The 23,083-nt window shown below is 73.2% G+C and carries 19 protein-coding genes; 7 read left to right on the top strand and 12 right to left on the bottom strand.

Features of this window, described 5'->3' with window-relative positions:
- Positions 1 to 25: 25 nt before the first annotated feature.
- Both V6V47_RS18605 and V6V47_RS18600 read right to left on the bottom strand, forming a co-directional pair.
- Positions 26 to 517: a DUF2231 domain-containing protein gene (locus V6V47_RS18605; protein WP_334629534.1), complete on the bottom strand. Its 492-nt coding sequence runs from the start codon at positions 515 to 517 to the stop codon at positions 26 to 28.
- Between the two features lie 367 nt (positions 518 to 884).
- Entirely contained in the window at positions 885 to 1,319 is a 435-nt protein-coding gene (locus V6V47_RS18600) for an Rrf2 family transcriptional regulator (RefSeq protein ID WP_334629533.1), read from the bottom strand.
- Positions 1,320 to 1,447: 128 nt separating this feature from the next.
- Here V6V47_RS18600 and V6V47_RS18595 point away from each other — a divergent pair, with 128 nt between their 5' ends.
- Positions 1,448 to 2,203 carry an SDR family NAD(P)-dependent oxidoreductase gene (locus V6V47_RS18595; protein WP_334629532.1) on the top strand — a complete coding sequence of 252 codons (756 nt, stop codon included), beginning with the start codon at positions 1,448 to 1,450 and terminating at the stop codon, positions 2,201 to 2,203.
- 481 nt (positions 2,204 to 2,684) lie between these two features.
- On the opposite strand, the gene V6V47_RS18590 is transcribed toward V6V47_RS18595, so the two are convergent.
- The 5 genes from V6V47_RS18590 to V6V47_RS18570 form a co-directional block, all read right to left on the bottom strand.
- Complete coding sequence (locus V6V47_RS18590) at positions 2,685 to 3,425, bottom strand: GAF and ANTAR domain-containing protein (RefSeq protein ID WP_334629531.1); 741 nt, start codon at positions 3,423 to 3,425, stop codon at positions 2,685 to 2,687.
- A 160-nt stretch (positions 3,426 to 3,585) separates the two neighbouring features.
- Positions 3,586 to 5,874, bottom strand: coding sequence for an accessory Sec system translocase SecA2 (gene secA2, locus V6V47_RS18585; RefSeq protein WP_334629530.1), 2,289 nt, complete (start codon positions 5,872 to 5,874; stop codon positions 3,586 to 3,588).
- A gap of 88 nt (positions 5,875 to 5,962) precedes the next feature.
- A complete protein-coding gene (locus V6V47_RS18580) occupies positions 5,963 to 7,711 on the bottom strand; it encodes an ABC transporter ATP-binding protein (protein WP_334629529.1) in 1,749 nt (582 codons plus the stop codon).
- Between the two features lie 41 nt (positions 7,712 to 7,752).
- The gene (locus V6V47_RS18575; RefSeq protein ID WP_334629528.1) at positions 7,753 to 8,841 is read right to left on the bottom strand and encodes a zinc-dependent alcohol dehydrogenase; all 1,089 of its coding nucleotides are present in this window, start codon (positions 8,839 to 8,841) and stop codon (positions 7,753 to 7,755) included.
- Positions 8,834 to 9,841 carry a Gfo/Idh/MocA family protein gene (locus tag V6V47_RS18570; protein ID WP_334629527.1) on the bottom strand — a complete coding sequence of 336 codons (1,008 nt, stop codon included), beginning with the start codon at positions 9,839 to 9,841 and terminating at the stop codon, positions 8,834 to 8,836. Before V6V47_RS18570 ends, V6V47_RS18575 begins: the two co-directional genes overlap by 8 nt.
- A gap of 200 nt (positions 9,842 to 10,041) precedes the next feature.
- Between V6V47_RS18570 and V6V47_RS18565 the strand changes: the two genes are divergently transcribed.
- The 5 genes from V6V47_RS18565 (at position 10,042) to ctaD (ending at position 15,702) form a co-directional block, all read left to right on the top strand.
- Entirely contained in the window at positions 10,042 to 11,058 is a 1,017-nt protein-coding gene (locus tag V6V47_RS18565; protein WP_334629526.1) for a glucosyl-3-phosphoglycerate synthase, read from the top strand.
- A 23-nt stretch (positions 11,059 to 11,081) separates the two neighbouring features.
- Positions 11,082 to 12,221 carry a glycosyltransferase gene (locus V6V47_RS18560; RefSeq protein WP_334629572.1) on the top strand — a complete coding sequence of 380 codons (1,140 nt, stop codon included), beginning with the start codon at positions 11,082 to 11,084 and terminating at the stop codon, positions 12,219 to 12,221.
- 78 nt (positions 12,222 to 12,299) lie between these two features.
- Entirely contained in the window at positions 12,300 to 12,758 is a 459-nt protein-coding gene (locus tag V6V47_RS18555) for a DUF4383 domain-containing protein (RefSeq protein WP_334629525.1), read from the top strand.
- Positions 12,759 to 12,854: 96 nt separating this feature from the next.
- Positions 12,855 to 13,583, top strand: coding sequence for an ATP-binding protein (locus V6V47_RS18550; protein ID WP_334629524.1), 729 nt, complete (start codon positions 12,855 to 12,857; stop codon positions 13,581 to 13,583).
- A gap of 124 nt (positions 13,584 to 13,707) precedes the next feature.
- Complete coding sequence (gene ctaD / locus V6V47_RS18545; RefSeq protein ID WP_334629523.1) at positions 13,708 to 15,702, top strand: aa3-type cytochrome oxidase subunit I; 1,995 nt, start codon at positions 13,708 to 13,710, stop codon at positions 15,700 to 15,702.
- Positions 15,703 to 15,764: 62 nt separating this feature from the next.
- On the opposite strand, the gene V6V47_RS18540 is transcribed toward ctaD, so the two are convergent.
- Together V6V47_RS18540 and V6V47_RS18535 are read right to left on the bottom strand one after the other, a co-directional pair.
- On the bottom strand, positions 15,765 to 16,901 hold the full coding sequence (locus tag V6V47_RS18540) for a SigB/SigF/SigG family RNA polymerase sigma factor (protein ID WP_334629522.1): 1,137 nt from the start codon (positions 16,899 to 16,901) through the stop codon (positions 15,765 to 15,767).
- A gap of 222 nt (positions 16,902 to 17,123) precedes the next feature.
- Positions 17,124 to 18,536, bottom strand: coding sequence for a hypothetical protein (locus V6V47_RS18535; protein ID WP_334629521.1), 1,413 nt, complete (start codon positions 18,534 to 18,536; stop codon positions 17,124 to 17,126).
- A 118-nt stretch (positions 18,537 to 18,654) separates the two neighbouring features.
- Between V6V47_RS18535 and V6V47_RS18530 the strand changes: the two genes are divergently transcribed.
- The gene (locus V6V47_RS18530; RefSeq protein WP_334629520.1) at positions 18,655 to 18,885 is read left to right on the top strand and encodes a CDGSH iron-sulfur domain-containing protein; all 231 of its coding nucleotides are present in this window, start codon (positions 18,655 to 18,657) and stop codon (positions 18,883 to 18,885) included.
- A gap of 189 nt (positions 18,886 to 19,074) precedes the next feature.
- Here V6V47_RS18530 and V6V47_RS18525 read toward each other — a convergent pair whose 3' ends face one another.
- The 3 genes from V6V47_RS18525 to V6V47_RS18515 are packed head-to-tail and all read right to left on the bottom strand — an operon-like array spanning position 19,075 to position 23,079.
- Positions 19,075 to 20,160 carry an iron-containing redox enzyme family protein gene (locus V6V47_RS18525; protein ID WP_334629519.1) on the bottom strand — a complete coding sequence of 362 codons (1,086 nt, stop codon included), beginning with the start codon at positions 20,158 to 20,160 and terminating at the stop codon, positions 19,075 to 19,077.
- Between the two features lie 47 nt (positions 20,161 to 20,207).
- Positions 20,208 to 21,962, bottom strand: a complete 1,755-nt coding sequence (locus V6V47_RS18520; RefSeq protein WP_334629518.1) for a thiamine pyrophosphate-binding protein — start codon at positions 21,960 to 21,962, stop codon at positions 20,208 to 20,210.
- Positions 21,955 to 23,079, bottom strand: a complete 1,125-nt coding sequence (locus tag V6V47_RS18515) for a baeRF2 domain-containing protein (RefSeq protein ID WP_334629517.1) — start codon at positions 23,077 to 23,079, stop codon at positions 21,955 to 21,957. The genes V6V47_RS18520 and V6V47_RS18515 overlap by 8 nt, the downstream gene beginning before the upstream one ends.
- Positions 23,080 to 23,083: the final 4 nt, after the last annotated feature.

The raw sequence follows: 23,083 nt of genomic DNA, 5'->3' as shown, positions 1-23,083 counted from the left end.
GCGCCCGGTGTCGGCAGCGCACGGGTCAGGGGCGGGGGCGGGCGATCTCGACGGGAGCACCGGCCAGCGCATCCAGGCTGCCGGCCTCGGCCCGGCCGGTGTCGAACTGGCGCATCAGCCGGGCCCCCAGCCGTACGCCGATTCCGCCCACGGCCAGCGCGACCAGCTCGGTGACCAGAATCGCGACCGACGCGCCGCGCTCCGGGGAATGGGCCCGGACCAGACAGGCGACCAGGAACATGCCGGCCATCGCCGCGTTCACCAGGTTGAAGGCGATCGCGGTCCGGCGGGTGCGGTCACCGGGGACGTCCCAGAGGTCGACCATGCCGGCCACCACGGTCAGCGCGGCGGCGAACAGCGCGGCGACACCGGTCCAGTAACCGACCTCGCCCAGGAAGGCCGGCCCACCGGCGACGTCGGTGAGGTCGAAGACGGTCGCGCTGACGAAGAGCCCGAACGGGAACGTCACCAGCATCGGTTGGATCGGGTGGCCCTGCACTCGCAGCCGGCTCTGCATCGGGGCCTCCCCGGGTCGGCGCAGCTCTGAGACCAGAGTGCTACCCGAGCGCCAGCGTGGCGAAACGACACCGCCCGACTCGCCACCCAGCGACAGAAAGGGCAGCCGGGCGGCTGTCGCCGCGGAGCCCGGCCCGCCCGGGGTAGGCCCATCACGGCCGGGCGGGCGGGTCAGCGCGGCCGGGCGGGCGATCAGCGCGGCCGGTCGGGCGGGTTAGCGCGGCCGGTCGGGCGGGTTAGCGCGGCCGGTCGGGCGGGTTAGCGCGGCCGGTCGGGCGGGTTAGCGCGGCCGGTCGGGCGGGTTAGCGCGGCCGGTCGGGCGGGTTAGCGCGGCCGGTCGGGCGGGTTAGCGCGGCCGGTCGGGCGGGTTAGCGCGGCGCCGCCAGGACGTCCCGGAGGACGTCCTGGAGCGTGACGCGGGCCAGCTCGCGCCGCAGCGACTCCTCGATACCGTCGTAGATGCCCTGCATCGCTGGCTGGATGCCGTAGCCCACCACGCATTCCTGGTCGGGAGTGGCGCGGTGCATCGCGAACAGCGGCCCGGGCTCCACCGCCTCGTACACGTCGAGCAGGGTGATCGACTCCAGCTCGCGCGCCAGCGACCAACCGGCGCCTCCGCCACGTCGGGACTCCACGAATCCGGCCCTGCGCAGCTCACCGAGGAGCCGCCTGATCACCACCGGGTTGGTGTTCGCGCTGGTCGCGATCTGCTCGGACGTGGCGACCGCGTGACCCTGGCGCTGGTAGAGGCCGATCCAGGCCAACGCGTGGGCGGCGATGGTCAACCTGCTGTTGGCGCTCATGGCCCTCTCCCTTCCGAGGTAACGCTCCATGTTACGACCGCCACGTCGTAACAGAAGTTGTTGCGACTGGCCGGTTGTAACTATTAACGTTACGACCTCCTGACGGATCAACACGCGAGGTGGGACGAATGGACAAGCCACTGACGGGCAAGGTCGCCCTGGTCACCGGAGGCTCCCGCGGGCTGGGAGCCGCCACCGTACGGCTGCTGGCCGAGAAGGGCGCCGACGTCGCCTTCACCTATGTCAGCTCGGTGAGCCGGGCACAGGCCGTCGTCGACGAGGTGCGCGCGAAGGGTACGAAGATTGCCGCCTTCCAATCCGACCAGGCCGACCTGAGCGGAGCGCCGGCACTGATCGAGGACGTGGTCGCAGAATTCGGCGGTCTGGACATCCTGGTGAACAACGCGGCGATCTCGCCGGAGCAGGGCCGCACGGTGGACGACCCGGACGTCGACACGGCCGCGCTGGACCGGATGCACGCCACCAACTACCTCGGCGTGATCGCCATCATCCGGGCCGCCTCCCGGGTGCTGCGCGCCGACGGCCGCATCATCACGGTGAGCTCCGGGCTGGGCTCCCGGGTCGGCCTTCCGGGTCTCGCCGACTACTCGGCGACCAAGTCGGGCATCGAGCGGTACACCATGGGCGTCGCGCGGGACCTCGGGCACCGAGGCATCACGGCCAACGTCGTCGAGGCCGGGCTGATGGAGAGCGGCATGGAGCCGCCGGACCCGGAGACCCTCAAGGCTCTCGTCAGCTCGCTGTCCCTGCAGCGCATGGGTCACCCCGACGAGATCGCCGCGGCGATCGGCTTCCTGGCGAGTCCCGCCGCGTCGTACGTCACGGGCGCGGTGCTGGACGCCCACGGCGGCTACAACGCCTGAGCCCGGAGCCGGGTCCGGTCAGTTCCCCGGGCCCGGCACGGACAACGAGCAGCAGCGCGGGCGCGAGTGGCACGCAGCGCGGGCGTGAGTGGCGCGGCCCCTGATCGACTCGACGTCGGCGATATCGGGGCATCCCGAGGACCCGGACACCCCCACATCACCGAAACGGAGTCGATCAACCGCGGGTAGGCCCCGAGTGGCCGGCCGGCCCGGCGAACCAGGCACCAGATCAACTCGACTTCGGCGAAATCGCGGCATCCCCGCCATCCGGACACCCCTCCATCACCGATACCGAGTCGATCACCCGCCCGGACACCCCCACATCACCGATACCGAGTCGATCACCCGCCCGGACGCGGCCCACCCGACTGCGGCCCACCCGACCGCGGCCCACCCGACCGCGGCGCACCGTCCGCGGGGCCGCGGCCTGGATGGCCCACCGACAATCAGGCCATCCAGGCCGGGCGGGCGGGCGGACGGGTTAGTTGTCGCGGGGGCGGGACACGGTCCGGACCAGCCGCTCGGCCACCTCGCGCAGCGGGATGGCCAGCGAGGACGCCGCGGAGCGCAGCACCTCGAGGGCCTCGGCCGGTGGGCACCCACGCTGCGTCATGATCACGCCGACGGCCTGCCCCACCACGCCGTCCTGGAGCAGCGAGGCGTCCCGCTCGCCGGCGAACACCACCTGCCGGCCCCGGTCGCGGACCGCGGCCAACAGCAGGCCGGCGTGCTCGGCGAGCAGCATCGCGGTGAGCTGGTGCTGTGGGGTGAGCAGGTCGGGTGCTCCGGCGTACAGGTTGATCGCGCCGATCACCTGGTCGTCGATGTCCACCGGCGCGGAGATCACCCCGTGTACCCCGAGGTCGCGGGCCCGCGCCGTCCAGGCCGGCCAGCGGGATTCGTCGGTCAGGTCGGCGGCGAGGATCATCTCGCGGCGTCGGATCGCGCTCATCGCCGGCGAATCCGGGCCGTGTCGCAGGTCGTCGAGGCCGGCCAGCCGCTCGTCGGAGGCGGCCACCCCGGCCGGCTCGCCGGCCCGCAGGGCGGTGAACCCGCACCAGCGCACGCCCGCCACCGCGTCCCGGGTGACCCGGACGAGCGCCAGCAGCGCCTGATCAAAGTCGGTCAGCGCGATCAGGCCAGCGGTCAGTTCACGCAGCAGCGCGGCGGTCTCCAGCACGCCGAGGCGCTCCCCCACCGGCTCCCGCAGGTCCCGGTCCATCGGTCGACAGCCCCCGTACGCCTGTGTCATCGTCTGCTCTCTCCCGATTTGACGGACCCGGCCTTCTACCCTCGGCGACCGGGGTCGAAACGGCGTAAATCGGGGCCCCTGCGGCACGCGGACGTGCGACAGGGGCCCCGGAAGCCGTACCCCCGGTGGGTCAGCGAGCGCCGCTGAGCCGCCGCCCGATGGAGGCGATGAGCCGGTCCAGCTCGGAGCCGAACGGGTTGTCGTGCACCAGGTACGTCCAGGTGGCCGTCGGTCGGACGAGGGCGCCGTCCTCGGGCTCCCAGTCCTCGTCGATCTCGGCCTCGTTGAAGGTGGCCAGCGTCCGGGCCTCGATCTCGGGGATCAGGTCGTTGAACGCCGGCACCGCGGCCCGGTGGAACTCGTCCAGCGGGTCGAGCCGGCCCAGCGCGCGCAGGTGGACGCCCTCGCGGACCTCGGACAGCTCGGCGAGGTGCTCGGCCCAGAGCCGGTCGAGGTGGAACAGCGCGATCGACCGGGCCGCCTGGGCGAGCAGCTCCTCGTCCATCTCGCCGGCCCGCTCGGGCTCCTTCTCGAGCAGCATGACAGCGGCGATGTCGCTGGTCAGCAGCCGCTCCCGCCGCTCGGCGAGGGCCTTGCGCTGCTGCTCGATCACCACGCTGTAGCGCCAGGTGTTGCGGTGGATCTCGTGGTTGACGCCCTCGGCGACCCGCTGAGCGTGCTCCACCGCGTAGTCCACCTGCTCGTCGGTGACGAGGCCGTCGGCGTTCATCCGGGGCGATGCCGGCACCGCGTCGGCGGCGTGCCGGACGACGAGGTCGTCCTCCAGGCTGACGAAGAAGACCGAGCCACCCGGGTCGCCCTGCCGGCCGGCCCGGCCACGCAGCTGGTCGTCCACCCGGCGGCTGTCGTGCCGGCCGCTGCCGATGACGTACAGCCCGCCCAGCTCGGCGACCCGCTCCTGGTCGGACTGGTCGCTGCCGCCGAGCCGGATGTCGACGCCCCGGCCGGCCATCTGGGTGGAGACGGTCACCGCGCCGTACGCGCCGGCCTCGGCGATGATCGACGCTTCCTCGTCGTCGTTCTTGGCGTTGAGCACCACGCAGGGCACGCCGGCCGCGTTCAGCCCGGCGGCCAGCCCCTCGGACTCCTTGACGTCGAGGGTGCCGACCAGCACCGGCCGCCCCGCCTCGTGGCAGCGCCGGATCTCGTCGATCAGCGCCTCGTCCTTCTCGGCCCGGGTGGCGTAGATGCGGTCGGGCTCGTCCTCCCGGATGCACGGGGTGTTCGGCGGGATCACCGCGACCTCGAGGCCGAAGAACTCCCGGAGCTGGTCGCCGACCAGCACCGCGGTGGCGGTCATCCCGCAGACCTTCGGGTAGAGCGCGATGTACGCCTGCATGGCGATGGTGCCCAGCACCTCGCCCTCGGCGGTGGCGTCCAGGCCCTCCTTGGCCTCGACGGCCGCCTGCAGACCGTCCGGCCAGCGGCGACGCTGGGCCACCCGGCCGCGCATCTCGTCGATCAGCTCGACCGAGCCGTCGCGGACGATGTAGTCCACGTCGCGGTGCAGCAGGGTCTGCGCGTGCAGCGCCACGTGGACGGCGGAGAGCTGCTCGACGTGCTCCTCGTCGTACAGGTCGATGCCGAGCTTGGCCTCGACGGCGGCCAGGCCGGCGGAGGTGAAGGCCACGCTGCGCCCGTCGTCAGCGACCGTGTAGTGCTTGCCCTTGCGCAGCCCGCGCACCTGCGCGGCGGCGGCGTGCACCGGGTCCTGCTCGCCCGGCACCGCGCCGGCGAGCACCATCGGCACCCGAGCCTCGTCGATCATGATCGAGTCGGCCTCGTCCACGATCGCGGTGGTCAGCGCCGGCTGGACCCGGTCCTCCACGTCGGTGACCAGTTGGTCGCGCAGGTAGTCGAAGCCGGCCTCGCTGACCGAGACGTAGGTGACGTCACAGGAGTAGGCCTCGCGGCGCTCCTGCGGGGTGGACGCCTCGTTGACCCAGCCGACGGTCAGGCCGAGCAGGGTGTAGACCGGCTCCATCCACTGGGCGTCGCGGCGGGCCAGGTAGTCGTTGACGGTGAGCACGTGCACCGGCCCGTTGCCGAGCCGAACGTGCCCGTACGCGGCGATCGTGGCGGTCAGCGTCTTGCCCTCACCGGTGGCCATCTCGGCGACCTTGCCGGAGAGCAGCGCCATCGCGCCGAGCAGCTGCACGTCGTACGGCCGCTGGTCGAGGCCGCGCCGGGCGGCCTCGCGGCCGACCGCGCAGATCGCCTCGTAGTCGGCGGCGGCACCGGCCGCCTCGGTCAACTCGGCGTCGTCCAGCGCGGCGAGCTTCTCCTCGCGCGCCTCGATAGCCGGCAGCAGCTTCTCCAGCGGAGCAAGATCCACGGTCGTGCCCGGGCGCTGGAGGAACCGCCGGAACTTGCTCTTGAACCGTTGCGACACACCCATGAGCGGCAACGGTACGCGATTCGAGCCGACTCCTGCGGCCCGGCCGGCCGACCACCCGTCGGCATGTCGACACCGAACCCCGGCGGGCTCAGCCGACCAGCAGTTGGTGGGCGGCCAGCTCCCGGTAGAGAGGGTCGGTGGCGGTCAGTTCGGCGTGGGTGCCGACGGCCACCACCCGGCCTCCGTCGAGCACGACGATCTGGTCGGCATCGACCACGGTGGCGAGCCGGTGCGCCACGATCAACAGCGTCCGGCGGGCGGCCACCGCGTCGATGGCCCGACGCAGCGCGGCCTCGTTACGGGAGTCCAGGTTGCTGGTCGGCTCGTCGAGCAGCAGCACCGGCGGGCCGGCCAGCAGCGCCCGGGCGATGGCCAGCCGCTGCCGCTCACCCCCGGAGAGCAGCACGCCGCCCTCCCCGACCTGGACGTCCAGGCCCAGCGGTGTGCGGCCGGTCAGATGGCTCAGGTTGACCTCGTCGAGCACGCCGTGCAACCGCTCGTCGCTGGCGTCCGGCGTGGTGATCAACAGGTTCTCCCGCAGGGTGCCGGCCAGCACCGGGGCCTCCTGCTCGACGTAGCCCAGCCGGGCCCGCAGCGCGTCGCGGGGCAGGTCGCGCACGTCGGCGCCGTCCAGCCGGACCGCGCCAGCGGTCACCTCGTAGAAGCGCTCGACCAGGGCGAGCAGCGTCGACTTGCCGGCGCCGGAGGGACCGACCAGCGCGGTACGCGTGCCAGCCGGCACCGCGAAGCTGACCTCGTGCAGCACCGGCGCGCCGCCCGGGTAGCCGAACCCCACCCGGTCGAACTCGATCATCGGGGCGGGCGGGCGCGGAGTCGCCGAGACGGCGGGCGGCGGCCGGTCCGCCGCTCCCTCCGCCGGCACCGTCAGGATCTCCTCGATCCGTTGCAGCGCGCCCAGGCCGGACTGCAACTGGGTGTACGCGCGCAACACCTGACCCAACGGCAGGGCCAGGAAGAACAGGTACATGACGAAGGCGACCAGGTCACCGACCGTGATCGCCCCGGCGGCCACCCGTGCCCCTCCGATGCCGAGCACCAGCAGGAAGGCGCCCTGCACGGTGACCGAGCCGACGGGTCCGACCACCGCCTGCACCCGGGCCACCCGCAGCCCCGCCTCGTACGCCGCCCGCGCGCTCGCGGTGACGGCGTCCGCCTCCCGGGTCTCGGCCCGGCTGGCCCGGATGGTCCGGGCCGCCGAGATGGACCGCTCGACGGCCGAGGTCATCTCGCCGATCCGCTCCTGGGCGGTACGCGCCAGCGCCCGGACCCGCCGGGCGAAGGTGGCCGCGAAGCCCAGCCCCAGCGCCACCCCGAGCAGGGTGACGCCGAACAGCAGCGGGTCGAGCAGCACCATCGCCGTGCCCGCGCCGAGCACCATCACGGCACCGGTGACCGTCTCGAAGAGCCCGGAGGTGACCACCGCCCGCAGCAGGGTGGTGTCCGAGCCCACCCGGGAGAGCAGGTCACCGGTGCGTCGGCTGTCGTACTCGGCGATGGGCAGCCGCAGCAGGTGCCCGGCCAGCCGCCGTCGGGTGCCCAGCACCAGCCCTTCGGCGGTGCGTTGCAGGAGGTAGTCGCGCAGCCCGCCGATCGCCGCGCCGAGCACCACCAGGCCCACGAGCACCGCGACCAGCCCGGACACACCCTGGGCGGTGCCGACCCGGTCGAGCACCGATCGAGTGAGCAGCGGCTGGCCCAGCGAAGCCGCCGCGCCGACCAGCGACAACGCACCGACCACGGTCAGGGTGCCGCGGTGCTCGCGCAGGTAGGGCAGCAGGGCGCTCAGACCGACCGGCCGGCCCTCGGGGGTGCTCATGCCCGGAACGCTAGCCCGCTGTGGCGCGCTGCGGCCCCGGCTCAGCCGGACAGCACCACCTGCAACTCCTGGCGTCGGCGCTCGGCCAGGTCGGTGAGCAGCGTGGGCGCCTCGTCGAAGGGCACCACGGCCGAGACGAGGTGCTTGCGGATCACGTCGCCGTACGCCCCGAGCAGGTCGATGGTCTCGGCGGAGAGCCGTTCCCGGTCCCAGGTGGGTGCGAGCCCACGCGGCACCCGGCCGATCTGCGCGCAGCGCAGCGACAGCCCGTTGTGGTGGAACTCCTCACCGAGCCGGACCGCGTCCGCGCCGCCCTGGTAGAAGGCCAGGTCGATGACCGTGCCCTGCGGCCGCAGCAGCCGCAGGGCGAGCTGCAACCCCCATGCCTGCCCCCGGCACTGGAACACCACGTCGGCGCCCCGGTCACCGGCGGTGTGCGCCCAGCGGGTCTTGAGCACCGCCGCCGGATCGTCCGCGTCCGGGTCCAGCGTCTCCAGGCCGAACGCCTCGGCGACCTGGCGGCGCTGCGGGGTGGGGTCGAGCACGACCACCGACGCGGCGCCGTGCCGCCGGGCGAACAGGGCGGTCAGCAGCGCCACCACACCCGCGCCGACCACCGCCACCCGCCGGCCGCGCACCCCGTCGCCGAGCGAGCGGACGTCGGTGCCGTGCAGGTCGGCGGCGGCGTGCAGCAGGCCGTTGGCGCAGATCGGGCCCATGTGCGCGACGTAGACGCCGAGTAGCGGGTCCAGGTCGTCGGGCAGGGGAACGAACCGCTCGGCGACCGGGTCGGCGAGCCAGCCGGTGCGGTGCCCGTACGTCATCGCGCCGACCGCGCCCACCGCGACCGCCGGGGTGGCGCTCTCCACCACCCGGCCGACCTGCATGTAGCCGAGCCGGTTCACCGGGTACGGGGTGCTCGCCGCGCCCGGTTGGAACAGCCCCAGGTCGGCGTTCCAGGTGACGTTCAGGTAGGGATTCGTGCCCTTCACGTAGCTCAGCTCGGTGCCGGCGGAGACGCCGCTGTAGAGCGTCTCGACCCGGAAGGTCCCGGGGCGCAGCGGCTCTGCGGCCTGCTCCACCAGCTCCACCCGACCGGGGCCGGCGACCACCACGACCTTGTCACGCATTGACGGTCACCCCACTGCTCAGCATCGGCGCGGCGGCCGGCACGAGCCGCACGGTACGGCCGCTGCGGGCCGAGTCGGCCACCGCGAGGGCGAGCCGCTGGGTGCCCAGAGCCTCGGCGTACGGGACGCGCACGTCGTCGCCGACGCCGCGCACCGCGTCGACGAAGGCCCGGTCCACCGCCACCCGGGCGGCCTCCGGGTCGGCCGGGACGTGCCGCTCGCCGTCTGCGTCGCGGATCAGCAGGCCGTCCTCGCGAAGCGACAGGGCCAGCCCGTCGGCGAGGATCTCCAGCCCCGCCCGGTGCTTCCAGCCGAGCACGCAGGCCGCGCTGAGCGTGCCCACCGCGCCGTTGGCGAAGCGCAACGCCGCGGTGGTCACCGAGTCGATGTCGGCGCCGTCCACCGGCGGCGGGGTGCCGTTGCCGTACGCGGTGACCTCGGTGACCTCGCCGACCAGCGCCCGGATCAGGTCCAGCACGTGCGCGGCCTGCTCGACGACCGGCCCGCCGGAGCGGTCCCGCCGCGCCCACCAGGCCACCGGCGGCACCTTGTCGAGCCAGGCGCCACTGACCATCCGCACCGGCCGGTCGGCGAGCAGCTCGCGGACCTGATCGAGCACGCTCAGGTAGCGCCAGTGGTGCCCGACGGCGGTGAGGAGCCCACGCTGGGCGATGAGGTCCGCGATCCGCTCGGCGGTGCTCAGGTCGACCGCGACGGGCTTCTCCACGAACATCGGCACCCCGGCATCGATCACCGCCTCCTCGGCGGGGCCGTGCGCGAACGGCGGCACGCAGACGTACACCGCGTCCGGGCCGGCGGCCAGCAACTCGGCGACGTCGCCGTAGGCGCGGCCGCCGTAACGGGTCGCCAACGCCGTCGCCGCCTCCGGCGCCACGTCGGTCACCCCGATCAATTCAACGTCATCAAAATCGGTCAACACCCGGGCGTGCCGCTGTGCCACTCCGCCGGCGCCCACCAAACCCACCCGGCAGTTTCGCATTTCGGATAACCCCCTCGTGGACGGAATCTGCTCTGATGGGAGCACTCCCCTGGTGTGGGCGCAATCAAACGTTCATCCCCAGGGAACAGGGCCGCGTCACCCTTGTGATCAAGCTGTTGCCCTGGAAGCGGTTAGCGCTGGGTGGAGATTGGGAACTACCAATGCTGGTGATTTCCGCCCACGATTCGGGAGGGGTGCCCGTGCGGGATACGACATCAAATGTGTCGCCGGTGGTGGAGGCGTGGGCCACGTACCGGACGACGTCGGCGGCTGACTGGCCGGCGCAACGGCTACTGCAGGCCAAGGGGGAGAGCCGGGTCAGCGTGGTGCTGCCGGCGCGCAACGAGGAGGCCACGGTCGGCGCGATCGTGTCGACCATCCGGGAGCACCTGATGGATCGGGTGGCCCTGGTCGACGAGCTGATCGTGGTGGATTCCCGGTCGACCGACCGTACGGCGCAGGTGGCTCGGGCCGCCGGCGCGGAGGTGGTCAGCCAGGATGCGATGACCCGTGGGCTGCCGCGGTTGACCGGCAAGGGCGACGCGCTCTGGGCCGGCCTGGCCGCCGCCGAGGGGGATGTGGTGGCGTTCATCGACGCCGACCTGCGGGAGTTCCGCCCGCACTTCGTGAGCGGGCTGCTCGGCCCGCTGCTGACCGACCCGTCAGTCGATTTCGTGAAGGGCTTCTACCACCGGCCGTTGGTGGGGACCGCCGGCGTGGAGCAGGACGGCGGTGGCCGGGTGACCGAGCTGATGGCCCGGCCGTTGCTCAACCTCTTCTGGCCGGAGCTGGCCGGCTTCGTGCAGCCGCTCGCGGGCGAGTACGCGGCCCGGCGTGACGTGCTGGAGAAGGTGCCGTTCGTCTCCGGGTACGGGGTGGAGACGGCGATGCTGATCGACCTGCTGGATTTGGTCGGCCTGGACGCGTTGGCGCAGGTCGACCTCGGTGAACGCAAGCACCGGCACCAGGACACGGCGGCTCTCGGCCGGATGTCCGCGCAGATCATGTTGACCGCCTGGTCCCGGCTGCAACGGAGGGGCTGGGCGACGCCCGGCATGATGCCCGAGGCGCTGCTGACCCAGTTCCGCCGGGGCGGTTCGGACACGCTGCCGCACCTCGACCGCGAGATCGTGGTGAGCGACGTGTCCATCGAGGAACGGCCACCGTTGGCCGAGCTGCGGCACCGGGTGCCCCGCCGACGGGTGACCGCGGCGTGAGCGCGACGAATCTCACCGTGCTGATGAACGCGGGTCCGTGGCTGTCGGTGCCGCCGCCCGGCTACGGCGGCATCGAGAACGTCATCGCCACGCTGGTGCCGGAGCTGCGGCGACTCGGCGTACGGGTGGTGCTCGCCTCGGTGGGCAGCAGCACCCTGCCGGCGGACGAGCGGGTCTCGGTCTTTCCCGATGGGCAGTTCGCCGCGTTGCAGCGGCCGTACAACCAGGTGTGCGGGATCGCGCAGGCGCACCTGGCCGGCGTGGTCCGCGAGCTGCACTCCCGCGACGACATCGACCTGGTGCACGACCACGTGGAGGCGGTCGGGCTGGCCACCCTCGCCGCCATGGGGCCGAGCGGCCCGCCGACCCTGCACACCCTGCACTGGGATCTGGCCAAGCATCCCGCGCTCTACGACAGCCTGGACGGCGGCGACCGGGTGCGGGTCAACGGCGTCTCCGCCTCGCAGCTGGCCCGTGCGCCGCGCGCGCTGCGGGAGCACGCGGTGGGGCATGTGCACCTGTCGACTCCCCTCGCGGTGAACGCCGACCGGCGGCCGCGCCCGGAGAAGGGCGAGCACCTGCTCATCCTCGGTCGGATCAACCCGGGCAAGGGGCAGGACGTGGGTGCCCGGCTCGCGCACCGGGTCGGTTTCCCGCTGGTGCTGGCGGGGCCGGTCGGCCCGTACCATCGGCCGGCCGACCTGGCCGCGGCCGGCGACGAGGCCAGGCAGAACCCGGACGCCCGGTTCTTCCTCGACGAGGTCGCGCCGCACGTCGACGGTGACCTGGTCCGCTGGGTGGGCACCGTGGCCGGCCAGGCCCGCGACGACCTGCTCGCCAGCGCCCGCGCGTCGCTGTTCCCGCTGCGGTGGGAGGAGCCGGGCGGCACGGCGGTGGTCGAGTCGCTCGCCCTGGGCACCCCGGTCGTGGCGACCTCCCGGGGCTGCCTGCCCGAGCTGATCGAGCACGGCCGGACGGGGCTGCTCACCGCCGACGAGGAGGAGCTGGGCGAGCTGGTGCTGGCGGCCGACCTGCTCGACCCCGACGAGTGCCGGCGGGTGGCGGCGCAGCGGTTCACCCCCGCCGTGATGGCTCAGCGCTACGTCGAGCTGTACCAGCGGGTTCGCGAGGTGGCCGGTACGCCGCGGCTGCAACCGGCCTGACCGGTACGCCGGGTTTGCCGGCGGTGACCGTGGGTAGCCGGCAGCGCCCACGCCCGCCGCGCAGCTGAGGAGTCGGTGATGGTCGGACCGATGGCCCACTCCCGAGCCCGGGCCAACCCGGCCGACGGCAGGGCGCCGGTGCGCCGAGCGGCCGGGACCGTGGCCGTGCTGTTCCTGCTGATCGGCGCGCTCGGCTTCGTGCCGGGGATCACCAGCGGCACGGGTGACCTGCGGTTCGCCGGGCACGGCTCGGGAGCGCACCTGTTCGGCGTGTTCCAGGTGTCGGTGCTGCACAACCTGATGCACCTGCTGTTCGGGGTTGCCGGCCTGGCGCTGGCCCGTACGATCACCGGCGCCCGGGCGTTCCTCGTCGGCGGCGGGGCGGTCTACCTGGTGCTGTGGCTCTACGGACTGGCCGTGGATCATGACAGCGGGGCGAACGTGCTGCCGGTCAACGGCGCCGACGGCTGGCTGCACCTCGGCCTCGGCCTCGGCATGATCGCGCTGGGCACGCTGACCGGCCGCGTCCGCCGCTGAGGGCGAGCGGCCCAGGTCAGGGCCACCGCCGGTTTGATCCAGCTCGGCCTCGGGTAGTTGGCAGATCCCGAACGAGCAGCGAATTGAGGGCCCCTGATGTCCAGCCGGATCACCTGCGAGGTGCGCAGCACGGTGCCCGTCACGGTCGTCCGGCTCACCGGTCCACTGGATCTGGGCACCATGCGGTCGGTGCACCAGGCACTGGACGGGGCGCTGGCCACCGAGCCGGAGGCGCTGGTGGTCGACCTCACCGACGTCACCGTCCGTGACCGGCTGGCGCTGTCCGTCTTCGCCGCGACGGCGCGCCGGGCCGAGGAGTGGCCCGCCGTGCCGGTGGTGCTCTGTGGCCCCCCTCCGGGCACCGCGCGCTGGATGGCGGAGTCCCCCGCGTGTCGGGCGGTCCCGGTGTCCCTGGACTGCGCGGAGGCCACCCGGGCGGCGGGCGCTGCCACCGCACCCCGGCTGCGGGCCCGGTTCGAACCGGTGGCCGAGGCCTGCCGGCGGGCTCGGGAGCTGGTCGTCGACGCGTGCGCGCGGTGGAACCTGCCCGAGGCGGCCGGGCCGGCCTCGTTGGTGCTCAGCGAGCTGGTCGGCAACGTGGTCCGGCACGCCGGCACGCCGATGCAGGTGACGGTGACCCTGCGCCGGCCGTACCTGCATCTGGCCGTGGTGGACGGCAGCCGGGCGGCGGCCCGGCCGGCGGCCGCGGATCAGCGCGCCGAGGGCGGGCGCGGGTTGATGCTGGTCCGGGAGCTGGCGCAGCGGTGGGGCAGCGTGCCGGCCGGTGAGGGCAAGGCCGTCTGGGCGATGCTGCCGGCGACCTGATCGTTCGAGGTGGTTGCACCGGGTACCGGCGATCTGACCGAAATTACCGCTCTGGGCTGGTTTCATGGTCAGGGGGCCGGGTAGGCACGCCCGTCCTTTCTGTCTCTCGACGGGGTGAGCAGCCATGCCCAAGCGGGTAACCACGGAACCCGGTCGCGATCGGGGCCCGGCGATTCTGGCACCAGCGCGCTTCGGGGGCTTCCCCGGAGCCCTACGGACGCCGGTCCCCGGCAATTCGCTGATCAAGTTCCTCGCCACGACCGACCACAAGCAGATCGGCCTGCTGTATCTGCTGACGTCGTTCGGGTTCTTCCTGGTGGCGGGGCTGCAGGCGATGCTGATGCGGGCCGAGCTGGCCCGGCCGGGGCTGCAGTTCCTCTCCTCGGAGCAGTACAACCAGCTCTTCACCTCGCACGGCGCGGCGATGCTGCTGCTCTTCGCCACCCCGGCGGCCTTCGGCTTCGCCAACTACATCGTGCCGATCCAGATCGGCGCGCCGGACGTGTCGTTCCCCCGGCTCAACGCGCTGGCCTACTGGCTGTACCTGTTCGGCGGGCTGATGGTGGTCGGCGGGTTCCTCACCCCCGGCGGCTCGGCGGACTTCGGCTGGACGGCGTACAACCCGCTGAGCAGTGTCGAGAACAGCCCCGGCGTCGGCGCGAACATGTGGGTGGTCGGCCTGGTCATCTCCGGGCTGGGCACGATCCTCGGAGCGGTCAACCTGATCACCACGATCCTGACCCTGCGCGCCCCCGGGATGACCCTGTTCCGGATGCCGATCTTCACCTGGAACATGCTGTTCACCAGCGTGCTGGTGATCCTGGTCTTCCCGCTGCTGGCCGCCGCGCTGCTGGCCCTGTCTGCGGACCGGCTGCTCAACGCGCACGTGTACGACGCGGCCACCGGCGGCCCGATGCTCTGGCAGCACCTGTTCTGGTTCTTCGGCCACCCCGAGGTCTACATCATCGCGTTGCCGTTCTTCGGCATCATCACGGAGATCATCCCGGTCTTCTCCCGCAAGCCGCTGTTCGGCTACACCGGGATCGTGCTGGCCACCATCGCCATCACCGTCTTGTCCATGACGGTCTGGGCGCACCACATGTTCGCCACCGGGCAGGTGCTGCTGCCGTTCTTCAGCATCCTGAGCTACCTGATCGCGGTGCCCACCGGTGTGAAGTTCTTCAACTGGATCGGCACCATGTGGAAGGGCCAGCTCACCTTCGAGACGCCGATGCTGTTCGCCATCGGCTTCCTGGTCACCTTCCTGCTCGGCGGCCTGACCGGGGTACTGCTGGCCAGCCCGCCGGTCGACTGGCACACGCACGACAGCTACTTCGTGGTCGCGCACTTCCACTACGTGGTCTTCGGGACGGTGGTGTTCGCCCTCTTCGGCGGCTACTACTTCTGGTGGCCCAAGATGACCGGGCGTCTGCTCGACGAGCGGCTCGGCAAGGCGCACTTCTGGACGATGTTCATCGGCTTCCACGGCACCTTCCTGGTGCACCACTGGCTGGGCGCCGAGGGCATGCCCCGCCGGTACGCCGACTACCTGCCCAGCGACGGTTTCACGACGCTGAACACCGTCTCCAGCATCTTCGCCTTCATCCTCGGCCTGTCCACCCTGTTCTTCATCTACAACGCCTGGAAGTCCTGGCGCTACGGGGCGGTGGTGACGGTGGACGACCCGTGGGGCTTCGGCAACTCGTTGGAGTGGGCGACCAGTTGCCCGCCGCCGCTGCGCAACTTCGACCGGATGCCCCGGATCCGCTCGGAGCGTCCGGCCTTCGACCTGAAGTACGGGCCGCTCGTCGCCGACCTGGGCCGCGACCTGCCGCAGCGCACCACCAAGCCGCCGCAGCACTTCGCCGAGGAGCTTCGGATGGAGCACCACACGCCGGAGTCGCCCTCCGCCGAGGGAGCGCACGGCGCCCGCGACGCGACCGCGTTCCAACCGGCGCCGCAGTCCGGTGCCCGGCCCGTGGACGTGCCGGAGCCCGAGGGCGTCCGCCGGCCGAGCTTCGAGCAGAGCGACCCGCCGCAGGACAGCGACGACGCCCCGAAGCCGCACGAGCGGTGGCGGCACCCGCACAGCGACGACGACAACACCGAAGAGCACTGACCAGGGGTACGCGGAGAAGGGCCGGCACCCGTGGGGTGTCGGCCCTTCGCGTACGTGTGCGGTCAGTCTCGGGCGGGTGCCAGGCCGGCGGCGGTCAGTGACCGGCGTACCGCGGGCTGCACCCGGGTCAGCCGCAGCGGCACACCGGTGCGGGCCGCCGCGTCCCGTCCGGCCATCAGCGCGGCGATCCCTCCGGCGTCGAAGCCGCCCGCGCCGACCAGGTCGACGACCACCTCGCTCGGCTGGCCGGTGACCGCCTCCAGCATCGCCCGGCGCAGCTGGTCGGCGCCGTCCCGGTCGACCTCACCGCCGACCTCGACCACCACCTGGTCGCCGTTCTGCTTCACCGAGATCCGGGTCTTGCCCGGGTCCGGTTCGGCGGCGCCGTTCTGCCACGGCGGCGGCGCGTCGGCGAGCATCGCCTGCCGCAGCCAGGTCAGCGCCCGCGACAGCAGCCGGGACACGTGCATCTGCGAGATGCCGAACCGGGCGGCGATCTCCGCCTGGGTCTGGTTGCCGTAGAAGCGCATCGCCAGGATCCGTCGCTCCCGCCACGGCAGCCGGTGCAGCAGACCGCTCACGGTCACCCGGTCGTCGACCGATTCCAGCGCGTTGTCCGACTCGCCGACCAGATCACCGAACTCGGCGGAGCTCTCCCCGCCCACGGGGGCGTTGAGCGAGGCAGGGCTGTAGCCGGCCGCCGACTCCAGCGCGGCGAGGATCTCCTCCTCCGGCGTCTCCAGGCGGGCCGACAGCTCGGCCACCGACGGTGCCCGGGACAACTCGCTGGTCAGCGAGGCGGTCGCCTGCCCCACCTCGAGGATCAGGTCGCGCAGCCGACGGGGCACGTGCACGCCCCAGGTGCGGTCCCGGAAGTGCCGTTTGATCTCACCGACGATGGTGATCGCCGCGTACGCGGTGAACGAACCCCGTTCCGGGTCGTACCGGTCGACGGCGTTGACCAGGCCCAGTCGGGCCACCTGCTCCAAATCCTCCAGCGGCTCCCCGCGCCCCCGGTATCGGCGGGCCAGTCGACCGGCGAACGGCAGCGCGAAGCGGACCAGATCGTCCCGGGCCTCGCCGTGCCGCTCGGGTGGTAGCCCGGCGATTCGGGCCGCGTACGCCATCGCCGCCGCGTCGAGGTCCTCCAGACCACGATCGGTGGGTGGTGGTGTGGTCGTGCTCGTCTGTCCGAACATCCGCGCCTCCCTCAGGAAGGTCCCCCGCCCGGATCGGGAAACCGGTCGTGCGCGTGGTCATGCCACGCACCGGGCCGGAAAGTGGGTCAGTGACTGGGATGCCAGCGGGCGACACCGCCTCTGCGCAGGGCAATCAGGCCGTCGCAGTCAGCGATGTTCCCGCTCCGTAGGTACTCAATCACGGGACCCCGGGTTCGCGAGGATGTTTCGCCGGGCTCCGCCTCAGGAGACCAACAACCCCTGGTTGCCGCCGCTGTCGCGGAGCACTGCCAGGGCTTCGTCGACCCCCAGAGGGGGCGGAGCGGGCAGGTCGTACGGCTGGGTGCGCAGCACCTCGGTGGCTCGCCGGGTGGGCACCGAGGTCACCGGGTAGCCCCGGGCCGCCGTCCGGTCCAGCGCCCGGCGCCGCCGGCCGAACCCGGCCACCGCCAGCCACTGGGGCAGACCCGCGAGGGCGGGTGAGCGCACGCCGGGTGGTTCGGGCAGCACGTCCACCGAGCTGAACGCCTCGCTGCCGGCCAGCCACCACTCGGCCTCGTCGACCGCGCGCCGGGTGGCGTTCTCACACCAGTACGGCACCAGCCCCGCCCGCACCACCTGCCACGGATCGAGCAACCGGCCGCACTCCACCACCAACCGGTCACCGGTCTTGCCGGCCGCGCGCAGCCAACCCCGGTAGAGGTCGGCCACCGCCGCGCTCAGCGCCGCCGGTCGCGGGACCAGGACCCGGTGCATCGGATGCTCCCGGCTGGCCGCCCAGTGCCGCGTGGTCAGCTCGAAGCCCGAGTCGACGCCGTGCTCGGCGTAGCCCGCGGTGGCGGACACCTCCGGCGGCTGCCAACGGGCGGCGTCCCCGCCGGCGGAGCGCAGCACCTGCCGCAGCGCGTGGCTGTCCGGGTGGAAGTCCACCGGGTCCAGCCCGCTGCCCGGGCAGCCCATCTGGAAGTCGTGCCCCGCGCCGCGCTCCAGCACCGGCCAGGTCCGTACGTCACGCAGCAGCAGCACCGGGGCTCCGGGGAGCAGCCGGTCGGCCAGGAACTGCGCGTACGCCGCCGGTAGCGCCCGCCAGCGGGCCGCGAGGGAGACGGTCGCCCCCGCCAGCGACCCGCGGCTGGCGGGGCAGTGCACCTGGCGCAGGTGCAGGTCGGCGTTCCCGGCGAGCAGCCGCGGTGCGAGCGCCGCGCCGTGCTCCAGGGCCGCGCCGGGGCGGTCCACGGCGCCGTCGGTCCAGTGCACGGTCATCTCGAAGCCGGCGGGCAGCCACGGCACCCCGAGGGCCATCGCGAGGTGCGCCGTCGCGCCGTGCGGGGAGCCGAGCAGGACACCGGGGTAGCGCTGGCGGGGGTACTGCTCGACGAACCAGCGGGCGACCCGGGCGGCGTCCACCTCATCGACCTGAGCGACGGTGAGCGCGACCCGGCCGGCGGCCCGGGTGACCGCGGCGCGGCGGACCGGCTCCGGGGCCCCGGGGAAGCGCGACACCGGCCCGGGGTGCCCGAGGTCGGCGCAGTCCAGCCCGCGCAGCGCCCGGGCGGTGGCGGCGACCAGGACCCGGGCGGCGCTGCCCGCCGCCACGACCCGGTCGCCGGCCAGACCGGCGCCCTCGGCCGCGAGCCCCTTGTGCACCTTGTGCACCGGCCCCACCTTGCCTCGTTCGCTCACCACGCGGCCCGGCTTCCCGTCCCGATGGGGTTCAAACGGGTCATCACCCACGCGGGGTTTCGGCGAGGCCAGGGCGGGCACTTCCGGGCCTATGCGCACCGACGACGCCAGCGAGCCCGCTGCTGCCACGATCACCCCGTACCAGGACGGACCGCTGCTGGTCCGCGGTGACTTCGCCCTGCTGACCCCGGACGGCGAGACGATCGACGCGCGTCGGGGCACGGTGGCGCTGTGCCGGTGCGGCAAGTCGGCGCTCAAGCCGTTCTGCGACGGCACCCACAAGGCGGTCAACTTCCGCGCGGGCACCGCCCGAGAGCACTGATCCTGGGCGCACCGGCGCCCGACTCCCCGCCGATCTTGCACTTTGTGTCGGGCACCCCGCCGATCTTGCACTTTGTGTCGGGCACCCCGCCGATCTTGCACTTTGTGTCGGGACTAGAGCCGCAATAGCGACGTTTCGCCGACAGCAAGTGCAAGATCGACGCGCGGGGAGGGACGCGCCGCGGGGCGGTCAGGCCGTGACGGGTTGGGGCGGTGGCGCCGCGGCGGCGGCCACGGCCAGCGAGACGGTCGGCGGGGTGTCCGCGCGCAGCGAGCTACGGCCGGCGGCCCAACTGTCCAGCAGGTGCGCGGCGAACAGCCGGTCCACCGCGAGCGCGGCCGCCGCGCCGAAGAGCACGTCCCCGGCGAGGTCGGGCTCGACGCGGACCAGGCCGCCACACAGGTCGTGCGCGGCGATCTGCTCGTGTACCGCGTCGGCCTCCACGTGCTCGTCGTAGAAGCGGGTCGCCACCTCGTCGAGGCCGAGCCGGCGCAGCCCGTTACCGTAGCGGCGGTTCGGCGCGGACGAGGTCATCTCGAACGCCGCCAGGTGACCGAGCAGCGCGCCGCGCAGCCGTCGGTGCAGCCCGAACAGCGACATCAGGTTGTTGGTCGCCAGCGTCACCGACGGCACCTTGTCGAGGTGGGCGCCGTAGTCGGTGTCCAGCCCGAGCCGGTCCAGCGTGCGCCGGAACAGCTCGGCGTGCATCCGGTCCAGTTGGCCGTTGCCGTACTCGTCGGTCTGGATCTCCACGAGGGCGGCCTTCGCCGGACCGCCGAGGCGGGGCAGCGCCCAGCTGTGCGGGTCCGCCTCGCGCAGGTGGTAGACCGAGCGGTGGGTGACGAACTCGCGGAACTGGGCGAGGTCGGCACGGCGCTGTAGCGTGGCGGCCAGCGGCGGCCCGTCGTCGGCCGCGACCAGCTCGGCGAGACCGGCCGGCACCCCGGCGGGCGGCACCGACGGGGTGCCGACCAGCCGGCGCAGCGCCGCCTCGAAGGGTCGTTCGGCGCGGGCTCGCAGGGCCAGCAGGCTGGGCTGCCACTCCCACCTCTCGTCCACCCCGCGCCAGCCCCGGTAATGCAGTTCGTAGCAGAGGAACAGCGTGAGCTGCAGATCCTCGTCGGTCAGCGGGTCAGCCGGGTCGAGGTCGGCGCCGAGGTCGGCCGCCAGGTCGTGCGGCGGGCGTCGCAGGGCCACGGACACGGCCGTGGACAGCGGGCCGCGCGCCCGGGGCAGGGACGCGGGACCGTATCGGCGGTCGGTGGGCTGCGGCATGGTTCCTCCAGGGTCGTCGGGCCAACAGATGCCCTCCTGGCGTACGCCTAAACGACGTCCTGGACGGTTACGGCGCGTTCCACCTGCTCTCGGATTCCCCGTGCGGCGTCCCCGGCGGCGTACACGCTCCGCAGGTCGGCGAAGGCCGGCTCCGGCGGCGCGAGCGACACGGCGGGGTCGACCACCGCCTCCACGACGCACGGCCGGTCCGCGGCGAGCGCCTCGTCCCAGGCCGCGCCCACCAGCTCCGGGCGGTCCACCCGGACGCCGTGCAGCCCGAGCAGGCGGGCCCAACCGGCGTACGGCACGTCGATCCGACGACGGCTCGGGTCGGTCGACGGCTGCCGGCCGGCGCCCGTGCCGGACTGGTCGCGGTTGTTGAGCACCAGCACCACCAGCCGCGGATCCCGCCACTCCGGCCAGTGGTGCGAGATGGTGACCAGCTCGGCGAGGCCGTTGCGCTGCATGGCTCCGTCACCGAGCAGCGCGATCACCGGCTGGTCGGGGGCGGCGAGCTTGGCGGCGATCGCGTACGGCAGGGCGCAGCCCATCGAGCCGAGTGTGCCGCAGAGCTGGGCGTTGACCCCCGGTGGCAGGACGAGGTGCCGGGCGTACCAGTAGATGACCGAGCCGACGTCGACCGCGACCGCGCCGTCGCGCGGCAGCCGCGTGGACAGCTCCTGGAGTACGAGTTGCGGGTTGACCGGTTCCGCTGGCGTGGCGGCCCGCTCGGCCGCCTTCTGCCGCCACCGGTCCACCGAGGTCTCCACGGTGCCGCGCCACTCCCGGCTGGGCCGTTGGGGCACCCGGGCCAGCAGCGCGCGGAGCGTCTCGGCGGCGTCGCCGACCAGGGGCACGTCGACCGCGTACCGGGTGCCGATCCGCCGGCCGTCGATGTCGATCTGCACCGTCCGGGTCTGCCCGGGCATCGGGAAGTAGTCGGTCCACGGGTCGTTGGTGCCGACCATCAGCAGCGTGTCGCAGCCGCCCATCAGCTCCGCCGCGGCCGGGGTGCCCACCTCGCCGAGCACCCCGGTGTGGAACGGCAGCCGCTCGTCGAGCACCGGCTTGCCCAGCAGCGAGGTGGCCACCCCCGCGCCGAGTCGGTCGGCCAGCTCGATGATCTCGTCGGCCGCTCCCCGACCGCCCTGGCCGACCAGGATCGCCGTGCGCTGGCCCCCGCCGAGCAACTGCGCGGCGGCATCCAGGTCCACGTCGTACGGCAGCACCCGGGCCAGCGGCTCCCCCGGGGTCGCCGACATCACGCCGGTCACGTTCGTCTGCAGGTCGGGCACGAGGGCCTCCTGCAGGTGCCGGGGCAGCACCACACAGACCGGGCTGCGGGTCGCCGCCGCCGTACGGAACGCCTGGTCCAGCAGCGCCGACACGTGCTCGGGGCTGCGGCCGTACCGGACGAACTGGTTGCACACGTCGCCGAAGAGCCGGCTCAGCCCGATCTCCTGGTGGGCGCCGCCGAGCGGCCCGGAGATGTCCTCCCCGACGATCGCCACCACCGGCTTGCTGTCCAGCTTGGCGTCGTACAGGCCGTTGAGCAGCTGCACCGCGCTGGGCCCCTGGGTGGCCAGGCAGACCCCGATGCCGCCGGTGAACTTGGCGTGCCCGGTGGCCATGAACGAGGCGGTCTCCTCGTGTCGGGCCGGGATGAACGCCGGGTCGCCGCCGGAGCGGTCCAACGCCTCGACCACCGGGGCGATCGCGTCCCCGGGGTAGCCGAAGGCGCGCGGCACCCGCCAGGCCCGCAGTCGCTCCACCACGAGGTCGGCGACGCTCCGGTCAGCCATTGCCGCGCCCCGGGGTGCCGGCGTCGACGTAGCGCAGCACCGCGCCGACTCCGTCGATAAGCTCGGGCGCCTCGTCCGCGCCGAGCACGGTCAGCTCCGCGTCGGTGCCGACCAGGGCCCGGACCAGCGCCGCGTCGGCGCGTACCCGTTGCGGGTCGGCCACCGACATCGCGGTCAGCTGCCCCGCGTCGACGGCGATCTCGGTCGGCTCCGGGCCGATCCACAGCTCACCGTTGGCCGACGGATCGTCCACGATCAGCATGGTGTCCACCTGGTTGCGTTGCAGCGCCAGGACGACCGCGTTCAGCCCGCCGCCCACGTCCTCCTGCACGTTGAACCGGTCGAGCGCGGCGGTGATCCGCTGGTCGGCGACCTCCGCGATGGTCTGCACGGTGAGGTCGTCCAGCAGGGTCTGGTCGGCGCCGCCGGCCCGCGAGCCGGCATCGGTGCGGACCACCTGGTCCTGCCAACGTTCCGGCATCTGGGCGGCGATCATTCCGGTGGCGCGGACGTCACCAGCCACCACCACCACGTCCGCGCCGACCCGGTCGGCCAGTTCCACGGTCGCCGCGGTCACGTCGCCGGCGTTCTGGTGCCACGCCTCCATGGCGGCTCGCTGGTAGCGCGACTGCGACCAGCCGCCGGGGCGCGCACGACGCAGTGGGTACTCGTCGCGGCCGGCGATGTGCGCCCGGCGGGGCACCCCGCCGGCGCTGACGGCCATCGCGTCCGCGCCGGTACGGTCGGCCAGCACCCGGACCCACGCCACCTGTTCGCCGCGCTGCGCCAGCAGCGGCATCACGTGTGGCAACGCGTCGAAGCTCGCCAGGTCCCGCAGCGGCGGCGCGGACAGGTACTCGGAGAGCACCACCCGCCCTCGGGTGGCGAAGACCGCCAGCCCGTAGTCGCCGACCATCGGGGTGTGGCCCCGGATCACCCGGTCCAGCGCGGCGAGGGATGCCTCGTCCGCCCCCTGTTCGGCCAGTTGGCCGTGCAGGGCACGCCAGCGCAGGTCCAGCGCTGGTTTGGCGTCCTCCGTGTCAGCGGAGGCGTCCAGATACACCGAGCACCACGGCCCGGGTCGGTCGTAGAGCGGGCGCAGGAAGGACAGCTGCATGCTC

Origin of the sequence: Micromonospora sp. CPCC 205539, from assembly GCF_036906815.1 — a bacterium.
In the GTDB taxonomy this organism is placed as follows: Bacteria; Actinomycetota; Actinomycetes; order Mycobacteriales; family Micromonosporaceae; genus Micromonospora.
Note: the sequence above shows the minus strand (reverse complement) of the source record. Positions and strands in the feature narration are given on the sequence as shown.

Coding starts and splice junctions, on each gene's coding strand:
- V6V47_RS18605 (WP_334629534.1), bottom strand. CDS start 517: ATGCAGAGCCGGCTGCGAGTGCAGGGCCACCCGATCCAACCGATGCTG.
- V6V47_RS18600 (WP_334629533.1), bottom strand. CDS start 1,319: ATGAGCGCCAACAGCAGGTTGACCATCGCCGCCCACGCGTTGGCCTGG.
- V6V47_RS18595 (WP_334629532.1), top strand. CDS start 1,448: ATGGACAAGCCACTGACGGGCAAGGTCGCCCTGGTCACCGGAGGCTCC.
- V6V47_RS18590 (WP_334629531.1), bottom strand. CDS start 3,425: ATGGACCGGGACCTGCGGGAGCCGGTGGGGGAGCGCCTCGGCGTGCTG.
- secA2 (WP_334629530.1), bottom strand. CDS start 5,874: ATGGGTGTGTCGCAACGGTTCAAGAGCAAGTTCCGGCGGTTCCTCCAG.
- V6V47_RS18580 (WP_334629529.1), bottom strand. CDS start 7,711: ATGAGCACCCCCGAGGGCCGGCCGGTCGGTCTGAGCGCCCTGCTGCCC.
- V6V47_RS18575 (WP_334629528.1), bottom strand. CDS start 8,841: ATGCGTGACAAGGTCGTGGTGGTCGCCGGCCCCGGTCGGGTGGAGCTG.
- V6V47_RS18570 (WP_334629527.1), bottom strand. CDS start 9,841: ATGCGAAACTGCCGGGTGGGTTTGGTGGGCGCCGGCGGAGTGGCACAG.
- V6V47_RS18560 (WP_334629572.1), top strand. CDS start 11,082: ATGAACGCGGGTCCGTGGCTGTCGGTGCCGCCGCCCGGCTACGGCGGC.
- V6V47_RS18555 (WP_334629525.1), top strand. CDS start 12,300: ATGGTCGGACCGATGGCCCACTCCCGAGCCCGGGCCAACCCGGCCGAC.
- V6V47_RS18550 (WP_334629524.1), top strand. CDS start 12,855: ATGTCCAGCCGGATCACCTGCGAGGTGCGCAGCACGGTGCCCGTCACG.
- ctaD (WP_334629523.1), top strand. CDS start 13,708: ATGCCCAAGCGGGTAACCACGGAACCCGGTCGCGATCGGGGCCCGGCG.
- V6V47_RS18540 (WP_334629522.1), bottom strand. CDS start 16,901: ATGTTCGGACAGACGAGCACGACCACACCACCACCCACCGATCGTGGT.
- V6V47_RS18530 (WP_334629520.1), top strand. CDS start 18,655: ATGCGCACCGACGACGCCAGCGAGCCCGCTGCTGCCACGATCACCCCG.
- V6V47_RS18525 (WP_334629519.1), bottom strand. CDS start 20,160: ATGCCGCAGCCCACCGACCGCCGATACGGTCCCGCGTCCCTGCCCCGG.
- V6V47_RS18520 (WP_334629518.1), bottom strand. CDS start 21,962: ATGGCTGACCGGAGCGTCGCCGACCTCGTGGTGGAGCGACTGCGGGCC.
- V6V47_RS18515 (WP_334629517.1), bottom strand. CDS start 23,079: ATGCAGCTGTCCTTCCTGCGCCCGCTCTACGACCGACCCGGGCCGTGG.